This is a genomic window from uncultured Azohydromonas sp., assembly GCF_937926365.1.
Taxonomy (GTDB): Bacteria; Pseudomonadota; Gammaproteobacteria; order Burkholderiales; family Burkholderiaceae_C; genus Azohydromonas.
Genome location: NZ_CALAOH010000231.1, coordinates 1 through 22,292 on the forward strand (window position 1 = coordinate 1; position 22,292 = coordinate 22,292).

Genomic DNA, 22,292 nt, shown 5'->3' on the forward strand with positions numbered 1-22,292 from the left:
ACTTCAGTGCGGTCAACCCTCATGCCCGGCAACCCACTTGAAATTCATCAGAGGCAAATGACGCGAGGCGTGGTCCGAGCAAGCCCGGGCAGGCTTTTGCGCTGCTGCGAGACAGGGTACTCCTCAATCCCCGATGGCGCAGTATCCACCCGGCCTGTGGTGCGACTGCGGCCAGCACGAGAACGTGAGCGGGGCCCTGCGCGGCGCGCTCCAGCGGACGTATGCTCAAGCGCTCACGGCGCCCCCGCGCTGAAGTGACTGGAGAAGCCATGAATCACGAGAAGGCGCGCAGTTTCTGGGACACGGTGCTGTCGCATGCCGATGTCCTGCGTGCTCCGCTTGAGCTTGAACCTGCCACGCCCGACTGGGAGCTGGCCGTGGACAAGGCCACTGACTTTGTGCCGGTGCTCGACGATGCTGCCAAGGAGCTTGACCATCGCCTGTCAGTGGAGATCGAGCAGGTTCCGGCAGACGGCGGCAGCGCCATCCTGCTGGCTGTGAGCTGCGGCTGCGACCCCGAAGGCATGGATGCGGTGCTGGAGCTCGTGGCCGCTGCCCCGCTGCTGCCGGCTGGGCTGAAGACCTGTGCCTTCAAGCCACCGATTCCACGAGAAGCGGCCGAGAACTTTGGCGCCATGGAGATCGCCGACAAGCAGGTGCCCGTCAGTGCCGTGCGGTACCTGGCCAAGCCCAGCTCGTCCGAGCCTGGAGCCTTCGACATTGCCTGCTTCGTGCCCACCACGGCCGTGACCGACATGGACCATGGCATCCCGGGATCACTGGCTTCGCAGCTGGTGCTGGGCATGGCTATCGGCGAGCTCAATCTGATGACGCGAGTCGCCAGGATCGGTGTCGCGGTGACCGATGTGCCACCGGCCACTGCAGTGTCCGCATGGGAGCTCAACGAGATTCTGGAGCAGGCTGCCCCCGTTCACTGAACGGCCCCAGGCGGCATGTGGCGCCTCCTAGCGCCTCGACGGTCCGGGATCCCACCGAACTGGCCTGCCGGATGGGGCCGTAGCGCCCCGACAGCAACCTGCTGTGCTTCATCGTGCGGCCGGTCAAGGTCGCGGCCATTGAACGGGCCTGGTACGTCGTCTGACGCGCAGTCGGTGAACCAAGGACGTGCCTACCATGAAGCCGATGATATTAAGGAATATGCATGCGCAACCGGATTCGATTCGGAGCAGCGGTTGAAGCTTTCGAAGCCGTGCGCAGCGGGGCCGGCAGCATCCGCCAGGGCTGATCACGGTAGTTCACGTCGGTGATCGCCCCTGGGGACTGGAGGCTGCCCGGGACGACACAGCGCCTCGATGGCGGCAATCAGCGTGGACGTATGGACAGGTTTCACGAAGTGCGATTCGAACCCTGCAGCGGCTGCCCGCGCACGATCCTTCGGCTGACCGTATCCCGTCAAGGCAATGAGCCTGGGCTTGTCGCTGATGCCGCTGACTTGACGCAGCTCGTGCGCGAGCTCGTAGCCATCCATCACCGGCAAGCCGATGTCGAGTATGGCCACGTCAGGATCGAAGCCGGCAGACAACTTCAGTGCTTCGACCGGGTCCGGTGCGGTGGCCACTTCGAAGCCGTGCGCGACCAGTGCGTCGTGCATCATTTGCACGGCATCGGCGTTGTCGTCAACCAGCATCAGGCGCAGCCTGCGACCGCCTTGCGCTGCCTCCATGACCGGGCGGCCTGCCGGCAGCGGCGGCGCGACGTCCGTGTGCAGTGGCAGTCTCACGGTGAAGGTCGAGCCACGACCGGTTCCATCGCTGTGTGCCGTTACCGAGCCATGGTGCAGGTCAACGAGGTTCTTGACGATGGCCAACCCGATACCCAGCCCACCCTGCGAACGCTCGATGGTGGTGGTGCCCTGCTCGAAAAGGTTGAACACGAGCGGCAGCAGCTTCGCCTCGATCCCGATGCCGTCGTCCTGGATGGCGATTTCCACGGCATGGGTGCAGCAGACCAGCCGAACCCCGATATGGCCGCCGGCATCGGTGTACTTGGCGGCGTTGGTGAGCAGGTTGACAAACACCTGCCGCAACCGCGCAGGGTCGCCCATGACCATGGCCGGCGTCTGCGCGGCCTCCAGTATCAGCTGGTGCCGGCGCTGTTCCACCAAGGGGCTCACGCCCTCGATCGCCTCGGCCAGGACAGCTTGTATCTCGACTGCTTGCGGCTGTAGCTCCACCCGCCCACGCGTGATGCGGGTGACATCCATCAGATCGTCAACCAGGCGCGTCAGGTGGTTGACCTGGCGCTCGATGATTTCCTGTTCCCGCGAGGGTGGCTGATCGCTGTGCCGCCGCATCAGCTGCAAGGCCGTGACGATGGGCGCCAGCGGGTTTCTGAGCTCGTGTCCGAGCATGGCCAGGAACTCGTCCTTGGCACGGCTGGCCTGTTCGCGTTCGTGGTTCAGCCGGGCGGTGTGCAGCCCGGTCGTGGCCAGCGATACCGCAGCGCGCAGGATCGCACTGTGGGCCAGCGACGGGAAACCCTCGTCACGAGAGGCGAACCAGATGCTGCCGCCGCGCAATCCCGAGCCCAGGTACAGACGAATCACGCGCAGCGGCCCCAGCGGCGTGTCCTGCAGCGTCGACTTGTCCATGTGGTGTGCCATGCCATTGCAGGCCTGCACGAAAGGCGCCCACGCAAGGGCCTGTGCATCGTCCAGGGCGCGCCCGTTGACCCGCAGCACTCTCGTGGCCGGTTGCGAAGGCAGGATGGGGACCTGCACGCAGGACACCGTGAGCGGCACGATGCGCTCGACCGCCTGGGTCATGAGATCCAGGATGGTTTCGCCGTCCCTGCCTGCCCACAGCGCCGGCAGGGCCAGCAGGCCCATCAGGTCGCGCAGCACCTCCTGGGACGGTGCAGGTTCGCCACGATGCCCAGGAGCGTCCGAGCGGTCGCGCTGCTGCCCAGCTTCAGGCGGCGGATGGGGCGGGTTGCTCACGGGCACGCAGTTCCTGCAGCATCTGGGCGGGAGGGGTGTAGAACGGGTTCTCCTGCACGACGCCACCGACGATCGTCAACGGATGGGTGCGAAGCAGGTCCATCATCATCGCGCCACTGAGCTTGGACACGTCGTACACGCACACAGCCGGCTGGCGGTTGCGCGACAGCACGTCATTGACCTCGGCTTCGTACTCGATGAGTTTCTCGGGCGTGGCAGCGCCCCCGTGAAGCGCCCAGGCCATGTTGCCCATGATCCGCAAGCGCCTGTAAGCCCCATCGGGGACCGAGGTCGTCATCGCATCCAGTGTGGCCAGCATGCGGTCCTTGTCGAAGGCGCCATGCTCGTCCAGGTAGGCCTTGCGCCAGGGGAGGATTTCAAGCAGCCCGCAGGCCTCGCACCGGGATGTATCGATTCCGGCCGCCGACAGCCGCGCGCGGTGTTCGTCCATCAGGCAGGGGTCGACGATATGGACGTTCTTCTCGCCTTGCCGCACCCCTTGCGCAAAGAAGGGCGCGAGCACGTCGTACTCCTCGTCGCGGCTGTTGAAGAACGCGCAGACATGGAAGTATTCCAATGCCGTTCCGGCGATGGAGAGTTGATCGCTCACGGCAGTCCTTCCAAAAGCAGCAGTTTGCCTCAAGGTGAATGCGCAGGCTGGGACAGGGGCAGCGCCCTCCGTTGCGGCCCAGGCACCTTGCGACCGCTCGGTGTGGCGCCGGGCCACCTCCAGAAGCCTTGCCGGTCATGGTGCAGTTGAATGCGCAACTCTTTTCCCGGCCCTTGTCCGGCCCCTCCATGGGAACGTCGCCGTCGTGGCATGGCGGATAGCGCCGGCGAGCGTGCAAGCACCCCTGGGGGATGTGCAAGGCACGGCTGACTGGCAGCCTGCCCGGCGCCGGCAGACAATGCCGCCGATGAACAACGTCACGATCTACCACAACCCGGCCTGCGGCACCTCGCGCAACACGCTGGCACTCATCCGCCACGCCGGCATCGAACCCACTGTCGTCGAGTACCTGAAGACGCCACCCTCGAAGGAGCAACTGCGCGACCTCGTGGCTGCCACGGGCCAGGGCGTGCGCGCGCTGCTGCGCGAGAAGGGCACGCCCTATGCGGAGCTGGGACTGGACGACCCGAAGTGGAGCGACGAGCAATTGCTGGACTTCATCGTGCAACACCCGATCCTCATGAACCGGCCACTGGTCGTGACGCCGCTGGGCACCGCGCTGTGCCGTCCTTCGGAAAAGGTGCTGGAGCTGCTGCCAGTGCCGACGCTGCCACCCTTGACCAAGGAAGACGGCGAAGTGGTGCGGGACACGGGTGTGCGCCGGGGCGGCGGGCAATAGCTACGGCACGCCAGGCTGGGCCGGTGTTCTGCAACAGGGAGTTCTCGCTCCGCGGCTGTCCAGCGGGTGAAGCAGCCACGTAGGCTGCGCAAGTTGGCTCCCTGACCAGCGACTGCGCGCTCTGGCTGCTTGAGTGTTATCCACGCGTCAATAGAGATTATGTTAAATAGATTGCGGGCAGTGCCATGGGAAGGCAAGGACAAGACCGCCTGGCGCGACGCGTGGGCCGAGATCCGGCCGGACTCGCTCGCCGGGCGTGCGCATCTGCAGTGCTGAAGGCACCGTGCCTCATGGGCAGCGCTGCGGAATTCCCATGCTGCTCAGCGCTGCGCTGTGGCCGAGGCCGCCACCCCAGCCACGTGGTCTTCGCCTGCGACGCCCATGGCCGCCAGCCCGACGGCCGACACGATGGCCAGCGCCAGCGTCACTGCAGCGACCGCACCGTCCTTGCCCTTGTTCAATTGCATCCTCCTTGCACGTCGTCGTCTCAGGCGCCAGCGCAGTCCCCGCTGCTTGTTCTGTCACCCTTGCCTGCTCAACGCAGTACGCAGCCGGCGCGTTGACGCTGCTCACGCATGACCCGCTCCAGCAGTGATGGCGCTGCCATGCGCAAGCCCACCGGCCCCGCTTGTGAACGGCCTGGGCAGGCGTGGACCTCTTGGTGCAGCTGTGCCAACCAGCGCCAGCAGGATGTGCCGGACGTACAGCCCCGAGAAGTCGCCATGCTGCATGCCGGCTTGGCCCACCAGCAGCACTGTTAGCGCCACGCCGATCACCGAGCCTATCTGGCGCGTCGCCTGGTTCACCGCGTAGTGACCGGACGGCAGCCGGCTCACCGCGGCCGCCGTGCGCGAAGGCAGCACCATGCCCACGCCCAGGCCGCTGAGCAGCAGCCCCGGCAGCCACTGCGTGAGGTACCCGCTCTCCAGGCCCGGCACCGTGAGGAACCACGCGCCGATGAGCGCGTAGAAGCGGCAGGTTCAGGTAGAAGGCCCAGGGCCAGCCCAGGCTGTAGATGTCAGCGCGGCTGCAGGTAGATGCCGGGCTCGGCCGAGAGCCCCTGCTTGACCGCGCGCGTGAGCTCGTCGGCCAGCACCTCCTCGGCACCGCCCTCCAGGGCATCGAAGGCGCGGCGCACGATGTCGTCGGCGCTGGACTTCGGAACCTCGATCCCGCGGGTCATGTCGGTGTCCACGAAACCCATGTGCAGCGCCAGCACCTGCGTGCCCTGCGGGCGCAGCTCGTGGCGCAGGCCGTTGGTCAGCGCCCAGGCCGCGGCCTTGGTCGCGCCGTACACGCCCAGTTCCATGCTGTGCACCCAGCTCGCGACGGACAGCACGTTGAGCAGCGCGCCGCCGCCCTGGGCCGCCAGCACCGGGGCGAAAGCCCGGCTCAGCCGCAACGGGCCGAAGTAATTGACCTCCATCTGCCGGCGCGCCGACGCCTCGCTGCCTTCGGCCAGGAACGCCCCGAGCTCGGCGACGCCGGCGTTGTTGATCAGCAGCGTGACGTCGCCATGCCGCTGCGCCGCGGCGGCCACGTCCTCGGCCCGCGTCACGTCCAGCCGCACAGGCTCGACGCCGGGCAGCGTCACGCTGTGCGGGTCGCGGGCGCCGGCGAGCACGCGGCGTGCACCGCGCAAGAGCGCATGCCGCGCGAACGCGAGGCCCAGGCCGCGGTTGGCGCCGGTGATGAGGACGGTGGCGTTGTCGAGTTTCATGGCAAGTCCTTGGGACGGGAGGGAGAAAGCAGCCCATCAATATGATGATCATCATATTTCAGGGCAACCGGTAGGCGCCACCGGCTGCGGTGGCGGGAAAGTGTTTCAGCTCATGGCGTCTGCCGAGGGCGGGACGGCGTTGAACTGGGCCAGCAGCGCCTGGCGGGTGCGCGACAGCAAGGCCCTGCCCTGCGCGTTGTCGCCCAGGGCGCGCGCGAGCTGCAGCGCGCCGATCATCTGGCTGGCAACGGCCTCGGCGCTGCCCTTGGGCACCGTGGCGGGCAGTGCTTGCTGCACCAGGGCGATGAGGGCGTGCACGCGCTGAGCCGCGGCCTCGCGTACCTGGGGTGCCTGGTGCGGCATCTCGCTGGCCAGCGCGGCCACCGGGCAACCCTCATCGACAGCGCACAGGTGTGCTTCGGACAGGTAGCTCTCCACCAGCGCGCGCAAAGGACTGGCGCCGCGCGAGCAACGCGGCACCGTAGCCTGAGCGATGCGCGCCGCGCTGTCGCGCCCGGCGTGCTCCAGCGCTTCCACCAGCAACGCGTCGCGCGAGTCGAAGTGTGCGTAGAAGCCGCCGTGCGTCAGGCCGGCCTCCTTCATGATGTCGGCCACGCCCACGCCCTGGAAACCAGCGCGGCGGATGGCGCGCGCAGCCGTCTCGACGATGCGCTCGTGGGTCAGTTCCTTGCGGGTGGGTCGGCGGTCCATGGCGGCAGTGTAGCGCGAAATATGATGATCGTCATATATTGCATGCACTGCAGGGACAACGGATGCCTGCACACCGACGCGATGTCCGGCATGCTCGTCCCCAGCCGAGGAGGCTCGATACCACGGCCCAGTGGTCGTGTTGCACAAGACAGCTTGCACCGGGGCACGATCGGCGTTTCCATGCGGGCTTGCCTCACCACAGGAGGGCCCATGGACCTGAGCTCCCCCGCTTTCCCCGCCCATGGCGAGATCCCCGCCGTCCATACCTGCGAAGGACAGGACCGCGCGCCCGCGCTGGCCTGGAGCGGCCTGCCCTCCGGGACCCGGAGCCTGGCGCTGGTGGTGGACGACCCGGATGCGCCCGATCCCGCCGCCCCGCAGCGCACGTGGGTGCACTGGGTGCTCTACAACATCCCGCCCGACACGAGCGGACTGCCCGAAGGCGGCGCAGCGCCCCAGGGCGCCCACGAAGGGCTCAACGACTGGCAGCGCAGCGGCTACGGCGGCCCGTGCCCGCCCATCGGACGCCACCGCTACTTCTTCAAGCTCTATGCCCTCGACGCGGTGCTACCCGCGCTGCCGCAACCGACCAAGGCGGCACTGGAGCAGGCGATGCAGGGCCATGTGCTGGCGCAGGCCGAGCTCGTGGGCACCTATCAGAAGCGCGGTACGTCGAGACCCTGACGGCGTCCCTGCAGGCTGAGATGCCTGGCTGTGCACGAACGGGCTGCGCCACGTGCAACGGCGAGCACAACCAGCGCGAGGCCGAGCACGTACAAGGTGATGGTCTGCTGCATGCCGGCCGCTGATGTCCCCAGCGCCTGCCGAAGCCGAAGGCGATCAAGAGGCTGTTGACCATCGCCATGCGCTGCAGCTGGCCGGGGCGCGACAAGGCGGACAGGCCCGAGCTGGCGCTGGTCACACGACGCTGGAGGCCACCCCCGCCACGATGCGCCCAAGGCCCAGGCTGGCGCGGTCCCACACGCCAGCAGGCTGATGAGGTTGCCCAGCAGCGCCAGCGCCAGGCCGCCCTGCAGCACGGGGCGGAAGCCCGCGCGGTCGGGCAGGCGCCCGGCCAGCAGCAGCGCGCACAGCGCCCCGCCCATGTAGACCACGTAGATGAGCAACATGTCGCTCGCCTGCAGCTGCCAGGCCTCCTTGTAAAGCGGGTACAGCGGGCTGATGAGCGCTCGCGGCCGCGCCAGCCATCGTGGCCTCGAGCGGCCGCCTTCGATGGCAAATCTGTGGTGCATAGCCAAACAGAAAGCCCCGGCCACAAGCTGTCATCAGAAGTGGGCCGCTCGCTGGAATTCCACTGTTCACCGGTGGAGTCACCGGGAAATGGCATATACTTTTGGTATATCCCATTCGGAGGTCTGCGATGAGCATCTCGTCCGTCTTCACCAACAACCGATCTCAGGCCGTGCGTCTGCCGGCGGATGTGCGCCTGCCAGAAGGCGTCAAGAAGGTTCAGGTGCGCGCCCGCGGCGTGGACCGCATCATCTCGCCGGTGGGTCACACCTGGGACGAGTTCTTCTTGAACGGGCCGCGGGTGTCCGAGGACTTCATGGCCGAGCGTGCTACCCAGCAGCAGGCCGAACGCGAAGTCTTCTGACTGACATCGACGCCGCGATGCTGAAGTACCTGCTCGACACCAACATCGTCATCTACGTCATCAAGCGGCGTCCGATCGAGGTGATGGGCGTATTCAACGAGAACGCCGGTCGCATGGCCATCTCGTCCATCACCCTGAGCGAGCTTTACCACGGTGCCGAGAAGAGTGCCAAGGTCGCGCAAAACCTTGCAGTGGTGGAAGAGTTCGCCAGCCTGCTCGAAGTGCTGCCCTACTCTGCCAAGGCCTCTGCACACTATGGCGCCATCCGCTCTGCGTTGGAGAAAGCCGGGCGACCCATTGGCATCAACGACTTGCACATCGCGGCCCACGCACGCAGCGAAGGGTTGACCCTGGTCACCAACAACCTCGGTGAATTCGAGCGGATACCTGGCCTGTTGTTGGAGAACTGGGTCGGCAGCCTGACCTGAGAGCCCGGCAATCGGGCCATGGGCTCGGTTGGCCCGCGCAGAAGAACCCTGCTGCGACCGCTTCGCGGCAACCCGGATGGGGCACTGGGTATCGCCGGTGGGTCTTCTGCGAGTTCACCGCTGCAAAGTGATCTTCGATCCTTCAACCGGTCCATGGCGTCATCTCTGTGGAGCTTTGCTCTCTTGCCGCCCTGAAAAATGGCATGAGCCGGCTCCCGGGCTTTGCCTGGCACGGGCAAGAAATTCATGGCACGGGCTGTCACAACGCACCGATGCCCAACGTCTTCAGGGGCATGGATGGCAGCACGGGCTTGCCGTCCCGGTTCCACCCAGCACATCGAAGGGCTCGGCATGAAAGTCGTGATCATCGGAGGCAGCGGCCTCATCGGGAAAAACCTCGCCGTCTTGCTCCGGCAAGCTGGCCACGAAGTGACGGCGGCGTCGCCTTCGACGGGCGTCAACGCCGTCACCGGCGAAGGGCTGCCCCAGGCCCTGGCCGGCGCCGAGGTCGTCGTGGACGTATCCAACTCGCCCTCGTTCGAGAGTGATGCCGTACTGGCCTTCTTCCAGTCCTCTACCCGCAACCTGCTGGCCGCCGAAGCGCAGGCTGGCGTGCGCCACCACGTCGCCCTCTCCGTCGTGGGCAGCGAACGCCTGCCCGACAACGGCTACCTGCGCGCCAAGGTGGCGCAGGAGTCGCTCATCAGGAACGGCAAGGTCCCCTTCACCATCGTGCGGGCGACGCAGTTCTTCGAGTTTTTGAAGCCCATCGCGGATACCAGCACCAGCGGCCAGGCGGTACGGGTGTCGTCCGCCACGCTGCAACCTATCGCCGCGCTGGACGTGGCCCACGCGCTGGCCGAGGTCGTGTCCCGGCCGCCACTCAACGGCCTGTGCGAGGTGGCAGGCCCGCAGGCCATCCCGCTGGACGAACTGGTCCGCCACGTGCTGCGCGCCGCCAAGGACACCCGCGAGGTGCTCACCGACGACGACGCGCCGTACTTCGGCTCCCGCCTGAGCGATGAGTCGCTGACCCCCGGGCCGGGCGCGCGCATCGGTACCACGTCGCTGGAGAGCTGGCTGGCGGCTCAGGCCGCCGCGGCCTGAGCCCTGGCGCGCAAGTGCGCAAGAGCGAGCCCGTCTCCGTCGTGTCGAACCCCAGGCAAGGAACACCCATGCCCAAACTCAGGAAGATCGTGTCGCTGCTGTGCCTGGCATGCGCCGCGCTGGCCACTCAACAAGCCGTGGCATCCCCGGACATTGCCGTCGCAACGCTGATGACCCAGGCGCTGGAGAACATCCCCGGCAAGGAAGCGCTGATGATCACGGTGGACTACGCGCCGGGCGCATCGGACCCCGTTCACCGCCACGATGCGCATGCCTTCGTCTACGTGCTCGAAGGCTCCATCGTGATGGGCGTCAAGGGTGGCAAGGAAGTCGCGCTGACCGAGGGACAGACTTTCTACGAAGCTCCTTCCGACGTGCACCTGGTCGGCCGCAATGCCAGCGCCACCCGGCCCGCGAAGTTTGTCGTGTGGATGGTCAAGGACAAGGACGTTCCGTTCTTCACGCCCTTGCAGTAGCCACTTTTCAGCCGTCGCTGAAGGCCGGGTTCCATACCGCCTCCCACAGATGGCCGTCCGGATCCTGGAAGTAGCCGGCGTAGCCACCCCAGAAGGTTGCCTGCGCGGCCTTCACGATCGTGGCGCCCGCCGCTTGTGCCTGGCTCATGACGCGGTCCACTTCCTCTCTGGAGGCGACGTTGTGGCCGAGCGTCAGCTCCGTCGGGCTGCGGGGAGTCTGGGGCAGGCCGCAGTCGTGCGCGATGCTCGCCCGGGGCCAGAGCGCCAGGCGCAGGCCCGGCTGCAGGTCGAAGAAGGCCACGGCGCCGTGCTCGAACTCCTGCCCGACCAGGCCTTCGGAGTGAAAGCCGAGCCCGTCCCGGTAGAAGCGCAGCGCTGCCTCCAGGTTGTCGACGCCCAGCGTGATGACGGTGATTCGAGGCTGCATGCGAAGGCTCCACGGAAAGCTCGAATGCTGGTCGCCCAGCTGCCGTGAGGCAAGAACGAAGGCGATGGCAAACGGCCACGAGGGCGCGGGCATGGGTGCGCGTGAGGCAGGCGTTCGATGTCGGTGGCGCGGCACGGTGCATGGCAGGAAAGATCAGGAATTGATCAGCCCGCGCCAAGGACGTCGCGGCCCCTGCCGCCTACGCTTCGTTCCAAGGCCAACCCACTTCACGGGCCAGCCTTTTGACCCCGCGCAACTTGCAGTGCGCAACGCCAAACGGTCGCCCGCCCGCAGCGCGATCGCCAGGTCCATCCACCGCTGCGGGACTTCGAAAGAATCACACCATGAAGCGCTATCTGATCGAACGAGATATCCCCGGCGTGGGCTCTCTCACCGGCCAGCAGTTCAAGGAAGCCTCGGCCACCTCCAATGCCGCGCTGGCCGAACTCGGCGGCAAGGTGCAGTGGGTGCAGTCCTACGTCGTGGACGACAAGACCTTCTGCGTCTACCTCGCCGAGAACGAGGCGGCGGTGCACGAGCACGCTCGCATCAGCGGCTTCCCGGCGAGCAAGGTCACCGAGGTGCGCACGGTCATCGAGCCGATGACGGCAATCTGATTTGCCTTCGTGAGCGTGCCTGGACGTTCCCTCGCCGTGTCGGTGAAAGGCGGCATCCACGCCTGCGGGATGCCGCCTCCAAGACGGTGGACACCGGCCGATGCCCGTGTGGCGAGGGAACTTCAAGGCTTGCCAAGCCGCGATCCGCGCCTGCACGGCCAGCGCCATCATCGTCCACCGGGGCGCGGCAGTGGTTTTGCGCTGCACGCGAACCAGCGGATGGCGCTGGCCATCAGGACCGCCGCTGCGTGCCGGCAGGCATTCCTGGCGACGCGGCGTTGTCTCCAGGAGGCTGCCGTGCGGCGCCATGGAGAACCGGTTCCCGCAAGTCGGCTCGCTGCAAGCCGCGCCAGGCCGACATCAGCGCCGCCAGCGCGTCCCGGTAGAGCCGCAGGCGCCAGCCACGACGCATGTAGCGCTTGGCCTTGCCATGGAACGCAGGCACCGCCTGCACGCCGATCAGGTAGCCGCGCACGGTTTCGTTGACCGTGACCGAGGCCAGGATGTGGCCCTTCCGGTCCACGGCGTGGATGAGGGTGCCGCGCCAATCGTCCTCGGCGTACCAGTGCGCCGGCAGCGCAACAGGAAGCTTCGATGTCGCCATGTGCCGTGTTGGCTGGGGTCGCGCCGACATGCTTGCCGTGTGAGCGCTGTGACCCGGCGGACAGCGAAGGTTGGGCCCCTCAGGCCGTGGGCGCGAGGCCAGCGCCCGAGCGAGCCGGGCGCACCGTGGCGAGCAACCAGTACGTGCCGCCCGCGATCACCACGCCGAAGAACCAGCCATACGTTCCCCACCATGCCGGCAGCAGCTTCGTGAAGGTGGGCAGCAGCGTCGAGAACACGGCTCCCACACCGGTGGCCGCCAGCGCATTGATGTTCCATCCGCCCTCGTAGCGGTAGCGGCCGTGCTCGTCGTACAGGGCCTGCACGTCGATGCGGCCCTTGGCCACGAGGTAGTAGTCGACCAGGATGACGCCCAGCAGCGGGCCCATGGTGGCTCCGATGGCGTTGACGAAGTGCGCCGCGCCGCTCTCCCAGGGGGAGAACGGGTAGAGCACGAGCGCAATGGCCGCCGCGATGTAGCCCCCCTTCTTGAAGTTGATGCGCCGCGGGAAGACATTGCTGACGTCGAAGGCCGCCGAGACGAAGTTGGCCACCACGTTGATGCCCAGCGTGGCCACCATGAAGGTCAGCGCGGCGATGCCGGCCAGCACCCAGCTGTCGAACTTGGCCGAGATCTGCTCGGGGTGCAGCAGCACCTCGCCGTAGACCTGGAAGGCCGCGATCGTCGTCACACCGGCCACCAGCGAGAAGGCGACCAGGTTGATGGGAAGCCCCCAGAGGTTGCCCCTGCGCACCGCGGCCTTGTCCTTGGCGTAGCGCGAGAAGTCGCAGAAATTGAGGTACAGGGCGGCGAAGTAGGTGATCCAGGTGGCGCCCACGGCCATCAGCGCCCAGAAGGAGCCCGGCTCGCCGGTGACGCCGGCGTCCTTGGTCTTTTCCAGCAGCACCTCCATGGGGATGCCGTGGCTCAGGCTGAAGCCTCCGGCCTTGACGATCAGCCCGACGGCCAGCACCAGCATGGCGATCCACACCGCCGGGCCGGCCCAGTCCTGGAACCTGCGCACGGTCTCCATACCCCTCTGGATGATCAGCAGCTGCAGCGCCCAGACCAGCACGTAGCAGATGAATTCCAGGCCCGAGTGGCCCAGCACGTGCACCTCGCGGTGGAAGGCGAGCATCGACTCGTTGCGCACCAGCAGCGCCACCAGCGCGCTGGAAGCCGCAGCCGTCTGCGCCCCGTACCAGAAGCAGGCGACCACCGCGCGCACGAGGGCCGCCAGGTTGGCGCCCCAGACGCCGAAGCTGGCGCGGGCCAGCACCGGGTACGGCACGCCGGTCTTCTCGCCGGCGTAGCCGATGAGATTCATGAGGAAGAAGATCACCAGGGACGACAGCCCGATGGCGAGCAGGAAGTTCGCAAAGCTGCCGCACAGCAGGAACAGGCTCGCCGCGAGGTAGTAACCCCAGAGGCTGTGCACGTCGGAGGTCCAGACGTTGAAGATCGAGAAGGCGCCCCAGTGCCGTTCCTTGGCGGGGGCAAGGTCCTCGTTGTAGAGGTTCGGGCTGGGGGACCGGCTGTCCATGGTGACCTCCTGCTTCTCAAACGTTCAGCCGCACGCACGGCTGCAGCCGTGCGGCGGCGCTGGCGCTGCTCAGCGCTCCTTGCCTGCCTTCCACGCGGCCAGCAGGGTGTCGTAGGCGATGGTCTGGCCCTTGGGCTTCTCGTTGTCGAGCTTGGCCCAGGGCGCGGCCTTGGTGCTCAGGTACTTGGCCGGGTCACCCTTGGGATTGAGCTTGGGCGCGCACTTGGCCATGCCCGCGCGCTCCAGCCGCGCCATCACCTGGTCCATCTCCGCGGCCAGGTTGTCCATCGCCGCCTGCGGCGTCTTCTCGCCGGTGACGGCGGTGGCCACGTTCTTCCACCACAGCTGGGCGAGCTTGGGGTAGTCGGGCACGTTCGTGCCCGTGGGCGACCACGCCACGCGCGCCGGCGAGCGGTAGAACTCGACCAGCCCGCCCAGCTTCGGAGCCATGTCCGTCATGGCCTTGCTCTGGATGTCGGACTCGCGGATCGGCGTGAGCCCCACCAGCGTCTTCTTCAGCGAGGTGGTCTTGGCGGTGACGAACTGCGCGTACAGCCAGGCCGCGGCCGTGCGGTTCTCGTCATGGCCGGAGAAGAACGTCCAGGAGCCCACGTCCTGGTAGCCGTTTTGCATGCCCTGCTTCCAGTACGGGCCGTTGGGTCCGGGCGCCATGCGCCACTTGGGCGTGCCGTCGGCGTTCACCACCGGCAGCCCCGGCTTGGTCATGTCCGCGGTGAAGGCGGTGTACCAGAAGATCTGCTGGGCGATCTGCCCCTGGGCCGGTACCGGCCCGGCCTCGCCGAAGGTCATGCCCATGGCTTCCTTGGGCGCGTACTTCTTCATCCAGTCCACGTACTTGGTCAGCGCGTACACCGCCGCGGGCGAGTTGGCCGCGCCGCCGCGGGCCACGCTCGCGCCCACGGGCGTGCACTTGTCGTCCGCCACCCGGATGCCCCACTCGTCGATGGGCAGGCCGTTGGGCGTGCCGATGTCGGCCGAGCCGGCCATGGACAGCCACGCGTCGGTGAAGCGCCAGCCCAGGCTGGGGTCCTTCTTGCCGTAGTCCATGTGCCCGTAGATCGGCTTGCCGTCGATGGTCTTCACGTCGTTGGTGAAGAAGTCGGCAATGTCCTCGTAGGCGCTCCAGTTCAGCGGCACGCCCAGCTCGTAGCCGTACTTGGCCTTGAACTTGTCCTTGAGGTCCTGGCGCGCGAACAAGTCGGCACGGAACCAGTAGAGGTTGGCGAACTGCTGGTCGGGCAGCTGGTAGAGCTTGCCGTCCGGGGCGGTGGTGAACTTGGTGCCGATGAAGTCCTTGAGGTCCAGGCCCGGGTTGGTCCACTCGCGCCCCTTGCCCGCCATGTAGTCGGTGAGGTTCATGACCTTGCCGTAGCGGTAATGGGTGCCGATGAGGTCGGAGTCGCTGATCCAGCCGTCGTAGATGCTCTTGCCCGACTGCATCGAGGTCTGCAGCTTCTCCACCACGTCGCCTTCCTGGATCAGGTCGTGCTTGACGCGGATGCCGGTGATCTCCTCGAACGCCCTGGCCAGCGTCTTGGACTCGTACTCGTGCGTGGTGATGGTCTCCGACACCACGCTGATTTCCTTGACGCCCTTGGCCTTGAGCTTGTCGGCCGCCTCGATGAACCATTTCAGCTCCGCCATCTGCTGCTCCTTGGTCAGCGTGGAGGGCTGGAACTCGCTGTCGATCCATCGCTTGGCCTCGGCCTCGCCGGCCAGCGCCTGGCCTGTCAGCGCGGTGCAGGCCGCCAGGGCCAGTGCGGAGTAGCGCAGTCTCATGGTCGTCTCCTTGTTTTCCGTGGCGCCCCTTGGTCAGGATCGCTGGCCCTGCGGCCCGGGGTGCGAAAGGGCTGCAGGACCGTCGCAAAGCCGTGCGCGGCTTCAGCCGCGGCGCATGATCAGCACCAGCACCGCCATCGACAGCACGAAGCTGATCCACACGCTGGGCTCGCTGTCGAGCTTGAGCCACTGCTGCAGGCGCCCTGCCACGCCGACGAAGCCCAGGTTGATGTAGGCCGCCGTCAGCAGCCCGATGAAGAGCCGGTCGCCGCGCGTGGTGGCGATGGGCAGGAAGCCCTTGCGCAGCGTGGTGGGCGACCGGATCTCCCATAGCGTCATGCCGGCCAGCAGCACGGCGATGGCGCCGAAGAAAGCCGCCACCGGCGTAGTCCAGACCATCCAGTCGAACATGGGCGGCTCCCGGCTTCAGACCCGGCCCATGGCGAAGCCGCGGGCGATGTAGTGGCGCACGAACCAGATCACGATCGCCCCGGGCACGATGGTGAGCGTGCCGGCGGCCGCCAGCACTGCCCAGTCCATGCCCGAGGCGCTGACGGTGCGCGTCATGGTGGCGACGATGGGCTTGGCATCGACGCTGGTGAGCGTGCGCGCCAGCAGCAGCTCCACCCAGCTGAACATGAAGCAGAAGAAGGCGGCCACGCCCACGCCGGCCTTGATCAGCGGCAGGAAGATGGTCAGGAAGAAGCGCGGGAACGAGTAGCCGTCGATGTAGGCGGTCTCGTCGATCTCGCGCGGGATGCCGCTCATGAAGCCCTCCAGGATCCACACCGCCAGCGGCACGTTGAACACCAGGTGCGCCAGCGCCACCGCCAGGTGCGTGTCCATCAGTCCCAGCGTCGTGTAGAGCTGGAAGAACGGCAGCAGGAACACCGCCGGCGGCGTCATGCGGTTGGTGAGCAACCAGAAGAAGACGTGCTTGTCGCCCAGGAAGCTGTAGCGGCTGAAGGCGTACGCCGCGGGCAGCGCCACCGTGACGGAAATGACGGTGTTCAGCGCCACGTAGATCAGGCTGTTGATGTAGCCCGAGTACCACGACGGGTCGGTGAAGATGGTGCGGTAGTTCTCCAGCGTGAACTCCCGTGGCAGCACCGAGAAGCTGGAGAGGATCTCGGCGTTGGTCTTGAAGCTCATGTTGACCATCCAGTAGATGGGCAGCACGGCAAACACCAGGTAGGCGAGCAGGAACAGCGTGCGGGGGTGCAGGCGCAGGCGGCTCAGCAGCCGCGCATGGGCGCGCGCGCGGGCGCTCGGTTGCAGGGCGTCGACGCTAGCCATGGAGGCCCTCCGCCTTCTCGGCGCTGCCCACGCGCTGCATCCAGTTGTAGAGGACGAAGCACAGCAGCAGGATGATGAGGAAGTAGATCAGCGAGAACGCCGCGGCCGGTCCGAGGTCGAACTGGCCCACGGCCTTTTGCGTGAGGTACTGGCTCAGGAACGTGGTGGCGTTGCCCGGCCCGCCGCCGGTGAGCACGAAGGGCTCGGTGTAGATCATGAAGCTGTCCATGAAGCGCAGCAGCACCGCGATCATGAGCACCCCGCGCAGCTTGGGCAGCTGGATGTAGCGGAACACGGCCAGGCGGCTGGCGCCGTCGATGCGCGCGGCCTGGTAGTAGGCATCGGGGATGGAGCGCAAGCCGGCGAAGCACAGCAGCGCCACCAGCGGGGTCCAGTGCCACACGTCCATCACCAGCACGGTGAGCCAGGCGTCGGTGGCGCTGCCGGTGTAGCTGTAGTCCACGCCCAGGCGTGCCAGCGCCGCGCCCAGCAGCCCGATGTCGGAGCGGCCGTAGATCTGCCAGATCGTGCCGACCACGTTCCACGGGATCAGCAGCGACAGCGCCACCACCACGAGCACGGCCGATGCGCGCCAGCCCGTGGCGGGCATGCACAACGCCAGCAGGATGCCCAGCGGGATCTCCACCAGCAGCACGGCCAGCGAGAAGCCCAGCTGGCGCCACAGCGCACTGTGCAGTTCCTCGTCGCGCATGACACTGGCGAACCACTCGGTACCGACGAAGACGCGCCGCTCCGGCGAGATGATGTCCTGTACCGAGTAGTTCACCACCGTCATCAGCGGCAGCACCGCGGAGAAGGCGACGCACAGGACCACGGGCAGGATCAGCAGCCAGGCCCTCTGGTTGACGGGCTTCATTCGATGAGCTCCTCGTCCTTGTAGAAGCAGGTGTGCGGCCCCAGCAGCTGCAGCCAGACCGTCTCGCCGGCCCGCGGCGCGGCAAGTTCGCGCGGCAGCCGCATGCGCACCGCGGTGCTCCCCTCGCCTGCGGCCGTGACCAGCCAGGAGGTGCCGAGGTCCTGAACCTGCCGCACGGGCAGCGGCAGCGCGCCGGGGGTGCCGGGCCCGGCCAGGCGCACGTGCTCGGGGCGCACGCCCAGCGTGAACTCGAGCGCCTGCGCCAGCGCGGTGGCCTCGGACACCGGGCCCAGCCGTTGCCCGCTCACCTCGATCCAGCCCTCGCTCCAGCGCGCGGGCATGAAGTTCATGCCCGGCGAGCCGATGAAGTGCCCCACGAAGCTGTGGCGCGGCCGCTCGAAGAGCTCCCGGGCCGTGCCGGTCTGCACCGCGCGGCCGCGCGTCATCACCACCACTTCCTCGGCGAAGGTCAGCGCCTCGACCTGGTCGTGCGTGACGTAGACCAGCGTGAGCTTGAGCTCGCGGTGCACCTGCTTGAGCTTGCGCCGCAGTTGCCACTTCAACTGGGGGTCGATCACGGTGAGCGGCTCGTCGAACAACACCGCCGAGACGTCCTCGCGCACCAGGCCGCGGCCCAGCGAGATCTTCTGCTTGGCATCGGCCGACAGCCCCGCGGCACGGCGATCGAGCTGCGCGCTGAGCTCCAGCATCTCCGCGATCTGGCCCACGCGCGCGCGGATGCGCTGCGCCGGCACGCCGCGGTTGCGCAGCGGGAACGCCAGGTTCTGTGCCACGGTCATCGTGTCGTAGATGACGGGGAACTGGAACACCTGCGCGATGTTGCGCTGCTGGGGGCTGGCATGCGTGACGTCGTGGCCGTCGAAGCGCACGCTGCCGTGCGAGGGCACGAGCAGCCCGGAGATGATGTTGAGCATCGTCGTCTTGCCGCAGCCCGACGGTCCCAGCAGCGCGTAGGCGCCGCCGTCGCGCAGCGCGAGCTTCAGTGGCAGCAGCGCCCAGTCCTCGTCGGTCCTGGGGTCCGGCCGGTACGAGTGCGCCAGCTCCAGTTCGATGCGTGCCATCTCAGGGCTCCTGCGGCGCGCGCAGCAGCGTGCCGTCGCCGTCGAAGAGATACGCCTGCGCCGGCTGCAGGTACAGCTCCACGGCCTCGCCCAGCGCCAGGGCGTGCACGCCGCTGAGCTGCGCCACCAGCTCGCCCACCGCGGTGTCCACGTGCACGAAGGTGTAGGAACCGGCGATCTCGGCCAGTTCCACGCACCCGGGCAGTGCCACGTCGCCCTCGCGCGGCTGCAGCCGCAACGCGTTGGCGCGGACGCCCAGCGTGAGCCGGCCCACCAGGCGCGCCGCGGCCTGCGGCGGCAGCGGTACCGACAGCTGCAGCCCGCTGGCCAGCTGCACGCCCAGGTTCGCCGCCTGGGCGGCCATGAGGTTCATCGGGGGGTCGCTGAAGGCGCGCGCCACACGCAGCGAGGCCGGCCGGTGGAACACCTCGGCCGTGGGGCCGTACTGCAGCAGTTCCCCGGCGTCGAGCACTGCCGTCCACCCGCCCAGCAGCAGCGCCTCGCCGGGCTCGGTGGTGGCGTACACCACGGTGGCGTCACCCGTGGAGAACAGCGCGCCCAGCTCCTCGCGCAGGCCCTCGCGCAGCTTGTAGTCCAGGTTCACCAGCGGCTCGTCGAGCAGCACCAGCGACGCCTGCTTGGCCAGCGCCCGCGCCAGGGCCACGCGCTGCTGCTGCCCGCCCGAGAGCTGTTCGGGTAGGCGCTGCAGGAAAGGCTCGATGTGCAGCCATTGTGCGATCGCCTGCACGCGGCGCGCCGTCTCCTGGCGTGGCGTGCCGCGCAGCCGCAGCGGCGAGGCAATGTTGTCGAACACCGTCAGCGAGGGGTAATTGATGAACTGCTGGTAGACCATGGACACGTTGCGCTGGCGCACCGGTACGCCGGTGACGTCGCGCCCGTCCACGTGCACGCGGCCCCGTGTGGGACGGTCCAGCCCCGCCATGAGCCGCATCAGCGTGGTCTTGCCGGCCTGCGTCGCGCCCAGCAGTACCGTCAGCGTCCCGGGGCGCAGCGCCAGGTCCAGCGGGTACAGGAAGTCCTGTGCTCCTACCCGGTGGGCGACGCCTTCGAGCCTCAGTTCCATGCGCCCTCCGCGCGCGTGACGTCCGGTGCAGCCGGCAGCGGGCGCCAGCGCTGCTCGCACCAGTGCCGCACCGCCTCGCGCTCGGCCACGGTCTGGTGCAGGCCGAGCTTGGTACGCCGCCACAGCACGTCCTCGGCGCTGCGGGCCCATTCGTGGCGATGCAGGTAGTCCAGCTCCACCTCGTACAGGCCCGCGGCCACCTCGGTGCCGAGTTGCGGCGCGGCCGCGCCATCGTCGAGCAGCAGTGCCACGCGGGCACCGTAGAGCCGCGCCCAGCGCTGGCGCACGGGCGCGGGCAGATCGGGCCAGCGCCGCGCCAGTGCCGCGTCGAAGGCGCGCATGTCGGCCTGCGTGTCCCGGCTGTGGAGCGCCTGCGCGCCGATGAACTCCGACAGGTCGCCGCCCGGCAGGAAGGCTTGCGCGGTCCATGCGCCGGCACGGCAGCCCAGCGCAGGTGCCAGCCGGTCCGCGGCCTCCTGGGCGAGCTTGCGGAACGTGGTGATCTTGCCGCCCCAGACGTTGAGCAGCGGGGCCGCGGCGGTGTCGAGTTCCAGCAGGTAGTCCCGGGTGATGGCCGACGCGTTGGCAGCCTCGTCATCGAGCAGCGGCCGCACGCCGGAGAAGGTCCACACGACCTGCGCCGGCTGCACCGGCTGCGCCAGGTAGCGGCTGGCCTGCGTGCACAGGTACTGGATCTCGGACGGCTCGATGCGCACCGGCCCCGGCGGCCCGTCAAGCTCGACATCGGTGGTGCCGATGAGCGTGAAGTCCTCCTCGTAGGGAATGGCGAAGATGATGCGGCGGTCCTCGTTCTGGAGCACGTAGGCGTGGTCGTGGCCGAAGAGGCGTGGCACGACGATGTGGCTGCCCTTGACCAGTCGCAGCACCCTGCGCACGCCGTGCGCCTGCTGCGCCAGGAACGCCGCGGCCCAGGGGCCCGCGGCGTTGACCAGCGCCCGTGCCCGTACCTGCTGCACCGTGCCGTCCATGGCCTGCAAGGTGGCTTGCCAGCCCTGCGCCTCGCGCCGTGCATCGGCGCAGCGCCAGCGGGTGAGCACGCGCGCGCCCCGCGCGGCCGCGTCCACCGCGCACAGCAGCACCAGCCGCGCATCGTCCACCCAGCCGTCCGAGTAGACGAAGCCGCGCACGTACTGCGGCTGCAGCGCGGTGCCGGCGGGATGGTGGCGCAGGTCAACCACCTGCGAAGCGGGCAGCAGCTCGCGCCGCGCCAGGTGGTCGTAGAGGAAAAGCCCGGCGCGGATCAGCCAGGCGGGCCGCATCGCCGGCACGTGCGGCATCACGAAGCGCAGCGGCCACATGATGTGCGGTGCCGAGCGCAGCAGCACTTCACGCTCGGCCAGCGCCTTGCGCACCAGCGCGAATTCCCGGTACTCCAGGTAGCGCAGCCCGCCATGTACCAGCTTGGTGGAGGCGGACGAGGTGTGCTGTGCCAGGTCGTCCTGCTCGCACAGCAGCACGCGCAGCCCTCGGCCCGCCAGGTCGCGCGCGATGCCCGCGCCGTTGATGCCGCCGCCCACCACCAGCACGTCGCAGGTGGCGTGATCAGGCAACGCAGCCGACTCGGGCCGGGCGCGGACGTCGTTCAAGTCTTGTCTCCTGGTGAACGATGTTCTGTTGTCTTCGTTCGTATTCCTGTTTTTTCGTTTTAGTTCCGGTTTGGTTCGTTTTCAAGCGGACATGTCCTCTCCAGCCCGAGGCCAGGGCGGCCTAAGCTCGCCCGCGTGGTGAGCTCTTTCAGTCCCAATCCGCGCCAAGCCGCCCTGCTGCAGGAGGTGCAGGGACGCGGCAGCGCCAGCGTCGAGGCACTGGCCGAGCGGTTCGGCGTGACGCTGCAGACGGTTCGGCGTGACGTGAGGCTGCTTGCCGATGCGGGGCTGGTGGCGCGCTTCCACGGCGGCGTGCGGGTGCCGGGCTCCACCACCGAGAACATTGCCTACCGCCAGCGACAGAGGCTGCACGAGCAGGCCAAGCAGCGCATCGCGCAGGCCGTGGCGAGCGCGGTGCCCGAAGGCAGCTCGCTCATCATCAACATAGGCACCACCACCGAGGCCGTGGCGCGGGAGCTGCGGGCGCACCGGGGTTTGCGCGTGATCACCAACAACCTCAACGTCGCCGCGATCCTGGCCGACAGCCCGGGCTGCGAGGTGATCCTCGTGGGCGGGCATGTGCGCGGCAGCGATCGCGGCATCGTGGGCGAGGCCGCGGTGGACTTCATGCGCCAGTTCCGCGTGGACATTGGCCTGGTCGGCATCTCCGGCATCGAGCCCGACGGCACGCTTAGGGACTACGACTACCGCGAGGTCAAGGTCGCGCGCGCGATCCTGGAGCAGTCGCGCGAGGTGTGGATGGTGGCGGACCACAGCAAGTTCGGCCGTCCCGCCATGGTGGAGCTGGCCCGCCTGTCGCAGCTCGACCGCCTCTACACGGACCGTACGCCCCCGCACCCCTTTCCTGCCCTGCTGGCCGAGGCCGGAGTGCAACTGGTGGTGGCCACCGCCCTCGAGGCGTCCACGTCATGAGCTCCGCTGGGTAGGTGCCGCCTCAACAAGGCTGCGTCAGCCTTGTCTTGGGCTGCG

25 protein-coding genes and 1 pseudogene are annotated in these 22,292 nt (G+C 67.9%); 9 read left to right on the forward strand and 17 right to left on the reverse strand.

The window, feature by feature from the left end:
• Positions 1–269: 269 nt before the first annotated feature.
• Positions 270–938, forward strand: coding sequence for a hypothetical protein (locus Q0741_RS25670; RefSeq protein ID WP_298236037.1), 669 nt, complete (start codon positions 270–272; stop codon positions 936–938).
• 308 nt (positions 939–1,246) lie between these two features.
• On the opposite strand, the gene Q0741_RS25675 is transcribed toward Q0741_RS25670, so the two are convergent.
• Positions 1,247–2,959 (reverse strand): ATP-binding protein, encoded by a 1,713-nt coding sequence (locus Q0741_RS25675; RefSeq protein WP_298236038.1) that lies wholly within the window; start codon positions 2,957–2,959, stop codon positions 1,247–1,249.
• Positions 2,931–3,569 carry an MEDS domain-containing protein gene (locus Q0741_RS25680; protein ID WP_298236039.1) on the reverse strand — a complete coding sequence of 213 codons (639 nt, stop codon included), beginning with the start codon at positions 3,567–3,569 and terminating at the stop codon, positions 2,931–2,933. The genes Q0741_RS25675 and Q0741_RS25680 overlap by 29 nt, the downstream gene beginning before the upstream one ends.
• A 307-nt stretch (positions 3,570–3,876) precedes the next feature.
• On the opposite strand from Q0741_RS25680, the gene arsC reads away from it, so the two are divergent.
• Positions 3,877–4,308, forward strand: coding sequence for an arsenate reductase (glutaredoxin) (gene arsC, locus Q0741_RS25685; protein ID WP_298236040.1), 432 nt, complete (start codon positions 3,877–3,879; stop codon positions 4,306–4,308).
• A 320-nt stretch (positions 4,309–4,628) separates the two neighbouring features.
• Here the strand turns inward: arsC and Q0741_RS25690 are convergent, their stop codons facing one another.
• The 4 genes and pseudogenes from Q0741_RS25690 to Q0741_RS25705 form a co-directional block, all read right to left on the reverse strand.
• Positions 4,629–4,769 (reverse strand): hypothetical protein, encoded by a 141-nt coding sequence (locus Q0741_RS25690; RefSeq protein WP_298236041.1) that lies wholly within the window; start codon positions 4,767–4,769, stop codon positions 4,629–4,631.
• Between the two features lie 108 nt (positions 4,770–4,877).
• Positions 4,878–5,258, reverse strand: a pseudogene (locus Q0741_RS25695) (hypothetical protein); the annotation flags it as partial.
• A 68-nt stretch (positions 5,259–5,326) separates the two neighbouring features.
• A complete protein-coding gene (locus Q0741_RS25700) occupies positions 5,327–6,028 on the reverse strand; it encodes an SDR family oxidoreductase (protein WP_298236042.1) in 702 nt (233 codons plus the stop codon).
• A 105-nt stretch (positions 6,029–6,133) separates the two neighbouring features.
• Positions 6,134–6,739: a TetR/AcrR family transcriptional regulator gene (locus Q0741_RS25705; RefSeq protein WP_298236043.1), complete on the reverse strand. Its 606-nt coding sequence runs from the start codon at positions 6,737–6,739 to the stop codon at positions 6,134–6,136.
• 210 nt (positions 6,740–6,949) lie between these two features.
• Here Q0741_RS25705 and Q0741_RS25710 point away from each other — a divergent pair, with 210 nt between their 5' ends.
• The gene (locus Q0741_RS25710) at positions 6,950–7,423 is read left to right on the forward strand and encodes a YbhB/YbcL family Raf kinase inhibitor-like protein (RefSeq protein ID WP_298236044.1); all 474 of its coding nucleotides are present in this window, start codon (positions 6,950–6,952) and stop codon (positions 7,421–7,423) included.
• Here the strand turns inward: Q0741_RS25710 and Q0741_RS25715 are convergent.
• Complete coding sequence (locus tag Q0741_RS25715) at positions 7,396–7,869, reverse strand: hypothetical protein (protein ID WP_298236045.1); 474 nt, start codon at positions 7,867–7,869, stop codon at positions 7,396–7,398. The two genes, Q0741_RS25710 and Q0741_RS25715, sit on opposite strands and share 28 nt — an antisense overlap.
• Before the next feature lie 251 nt (positions 7,870–8,120).
• Here Q0741_RS25715 and vapB point away from each other — a divergent pair, with 251 nt between their 5' ends.
• The 4 genes from vapB to Q0741_RS25735 all read left to right on the forward strand — a co-directional run bounded on the left by vapB (position 8,121) and on the right by Q0741_RS25735 (position 10,365).
• A complete protein-coding gene (vapB, locus tag Q0741_RS25720; RefSeq protein WP_298236046.1) occupies positions 8,121–8,354 on the forward strand; it encodes a type II toxin-antitoxin system VapB family antitoxin in 234 nt (77 codons plus the stop codon).
• Between the two features lie 17 nt (positions 8,355–8,371).
• Positions 8,372–8,782: a type II toxin-antitoxin system VapC family toxin gene (locus Q0741_RS25725; RefSeq protein ID WP_298236047.1), complete on the forward strand. Its 411-nt coding sequence runs from the start codon at positions 8,372–8,374 to the stop codon at positions 8,780–8,782.
• 351 nt (positions 8,783–9,133) lie between these two features.
• Positions 9,134–9,889, forward strand: coding sequence for an SDR family oxidoreductase (locus Q0741_RS25730; protein ID WP_298236048.1), 756 nt, complete (start codon positions 9,134–9,136; stop codon positions 9,887–9,889).
• 68 nt (positions 9,890–9,957) lie between these two features.
• Positions 9,958–10,365, forward strand: coding sequence for a cupin domain-containing protein (locus Q0741_RS25735; RefSeq protein WP_298236049.1), 408 nt, complete (start codon positions 9,958–9,960; stop codon positions 10,363–10,365).
• A gap of 7 nt (positions 10,366–10,372) precedes the next feature.
• Here Q0741_RS25735 and Q0741_RS25740 read toward each other — a convergent pair whose 3' ends face one another.
• The gene (locus Q0741_RS25740; protein WP_298236050.1) at positions 10,373–10,792 is read right to left on the reverse strand and encodes a VOC family protein; all 420 of its coding nucleotides are present in this window, start codon (positions 10,790–10,792) and stop codon (positions 10,373–10,375) included.
• 344 nt (positions 10,793–11,136) lie between these two features.
• Here Q0741_RS25740 and Q0741_RS25745 point away from each other — a divergent pair, with 344 nt between their 5' ends.
• Positions 11,137–11,409 carry a DUF4242 domain-containing protein gene (locus Q0741_RS25745; RefSeq protein ID WP_298236051.1) on the forward strand — a complete coding sequence of 91 codons (273 nt, stop codon included), beginning with the start codon at positions 11,137–11,139 and terminating at the stop codon, positions 11,407–11,409.
• Between the two features lie 232 nt (positions 11,410–11,641).
• Here the strand turns inward: Q0741_RS25745 and Q0741_RS25750 are convergent, their stop codons facing one another.
• The 9 genes from Q0741_RS25750 to glpD all read right to left on the reverse strand — a co-directional run bounded on the left by Q0741_RS25750 (position 11,642) and on the right by glpD (position 21,302).
• Complete coding sequence (locus Q0741_RS25750; protein ID WP_298236052.1) at positions 11,642–12,013, reverse strand: hypothetical protein; 372 nt, start codon at positions 12,011–12,013, stop codon at positions 11,642–11,644.
• Between the two features lie 79 nt (positions 12,014–12,092).
• On the reverse strand, positions 12,093–13,556 hold the full coding sequence (locus Q0741_RS25755; RefSeq protein WP_298236053.1) for a cytosine permease: 1,464 nt from the start codon (positions 13,554–13,556) through the stop codon (positions 12,093–12,095).
• Positions 13,557–13,625: 69 nt separating this feature from the next.
• Positions 13,626–15,356 (reverse strand): ABC transporter substrate-binding protein, encoded by a 1,731-nt coding sequence (locus Q0741_RS25760; RefSeq protein ID WP_298236054.1) that lies wholly within the window; start codon positions 15,354–15,356, stop codon positions 13,626–13,628.
• A 102-nt stretch (positions 15,357–15,458) separates the two neighbouring features.
• Positions 15,459–15,767, reverse strand: a complete 309-nt coding sequence (locus Q0741_RS25765; RefSeq protein WP_298236055.1) for a DUF2160 domain-containing protein — start codon at positions 15,765–15,767, stop codon at positions 15,459–15,461.
• Positions 15,768–15,782: 15 nt separating this feature from the next.
• Positions 15,783–16,595, reverse strand: coding sequence for a carbohydrate ABC transporter permease (locus Q0741_RS25770; protein WP_298236065.1), 813 nt, complete (start codon positions 16,593–16,595; stop codon positions 15,783–15,785).
• Between the two features lie 49 nt (positions 16,596–16,644).
• A complete protein-coding gene (locus tag Q0741_RS25775) occupies positions 16,645–17,529 on the reverse strand; it encodes a carbohydrate ABC transporter permease (RefSeq protein ID WP_298236056.1) in 885 nt (294 codons plus the stop codon).
• Positions 17,526–18,611 (reverse strand): ABC transporter ATP-binding protein, encoded by a 1,086-nt coding sequence (locus Q0741_RS25780; protein WP_298236057.1) that lies wholly within the window; start codon positions 18,609–18,611, stop codon positions 17,526–17,528. The genes Q0741_RS25775 and Q0741_RS25780 overlap by 4 nt, the downstream gene beginning before the upstream one ends.
• 1 nt (position 18,612) lies before the next feature.
• A complete protein-coding gene (locus tag Q0741_RS25785; protein WP_298236058.1) occupies positions 18,613–19,695 on the reverse strand; it encodes an ABC transporter ATP-binding protein in 1,083 nt (360 codons plus the stop codon).
• Positions 19,686–21,302: a glycerol-3-phosphate dehydrogenase gene (gene glpD / locus Q0741_RS25790; RefSeq protein ID WP_298236059.1), complete on the reverse strand. Its 1,617-nt coding sequence runs from the start codon at positions 21,300–21,302 to the stop codon at positions 19,686–19,688. The genes Q0741_RS25785 and glpD overlap by 10 nt, the downstream gene beginning before the upstream one ends.
• Positions 21,303–21,440: 138 nt before the next feature.
• Between glpD and Q0741_RS25795 the strand changes: the two genes are divergently transcribed.
• Positions 21,441–22,235 (forward strand): DeoR/GlpR family DNA-binding transcription regulator, encoded by a 795-nt coding sequence (locus tag Q0741_RS25795; RefSeq protein WP_298236060.1) that lies wholly within the window; start codon positions 21,441–21,443, stop codon positions 22,233–22,235.
• Positions 22,236–22,292 lie beyond the last annotated feature (57 nt).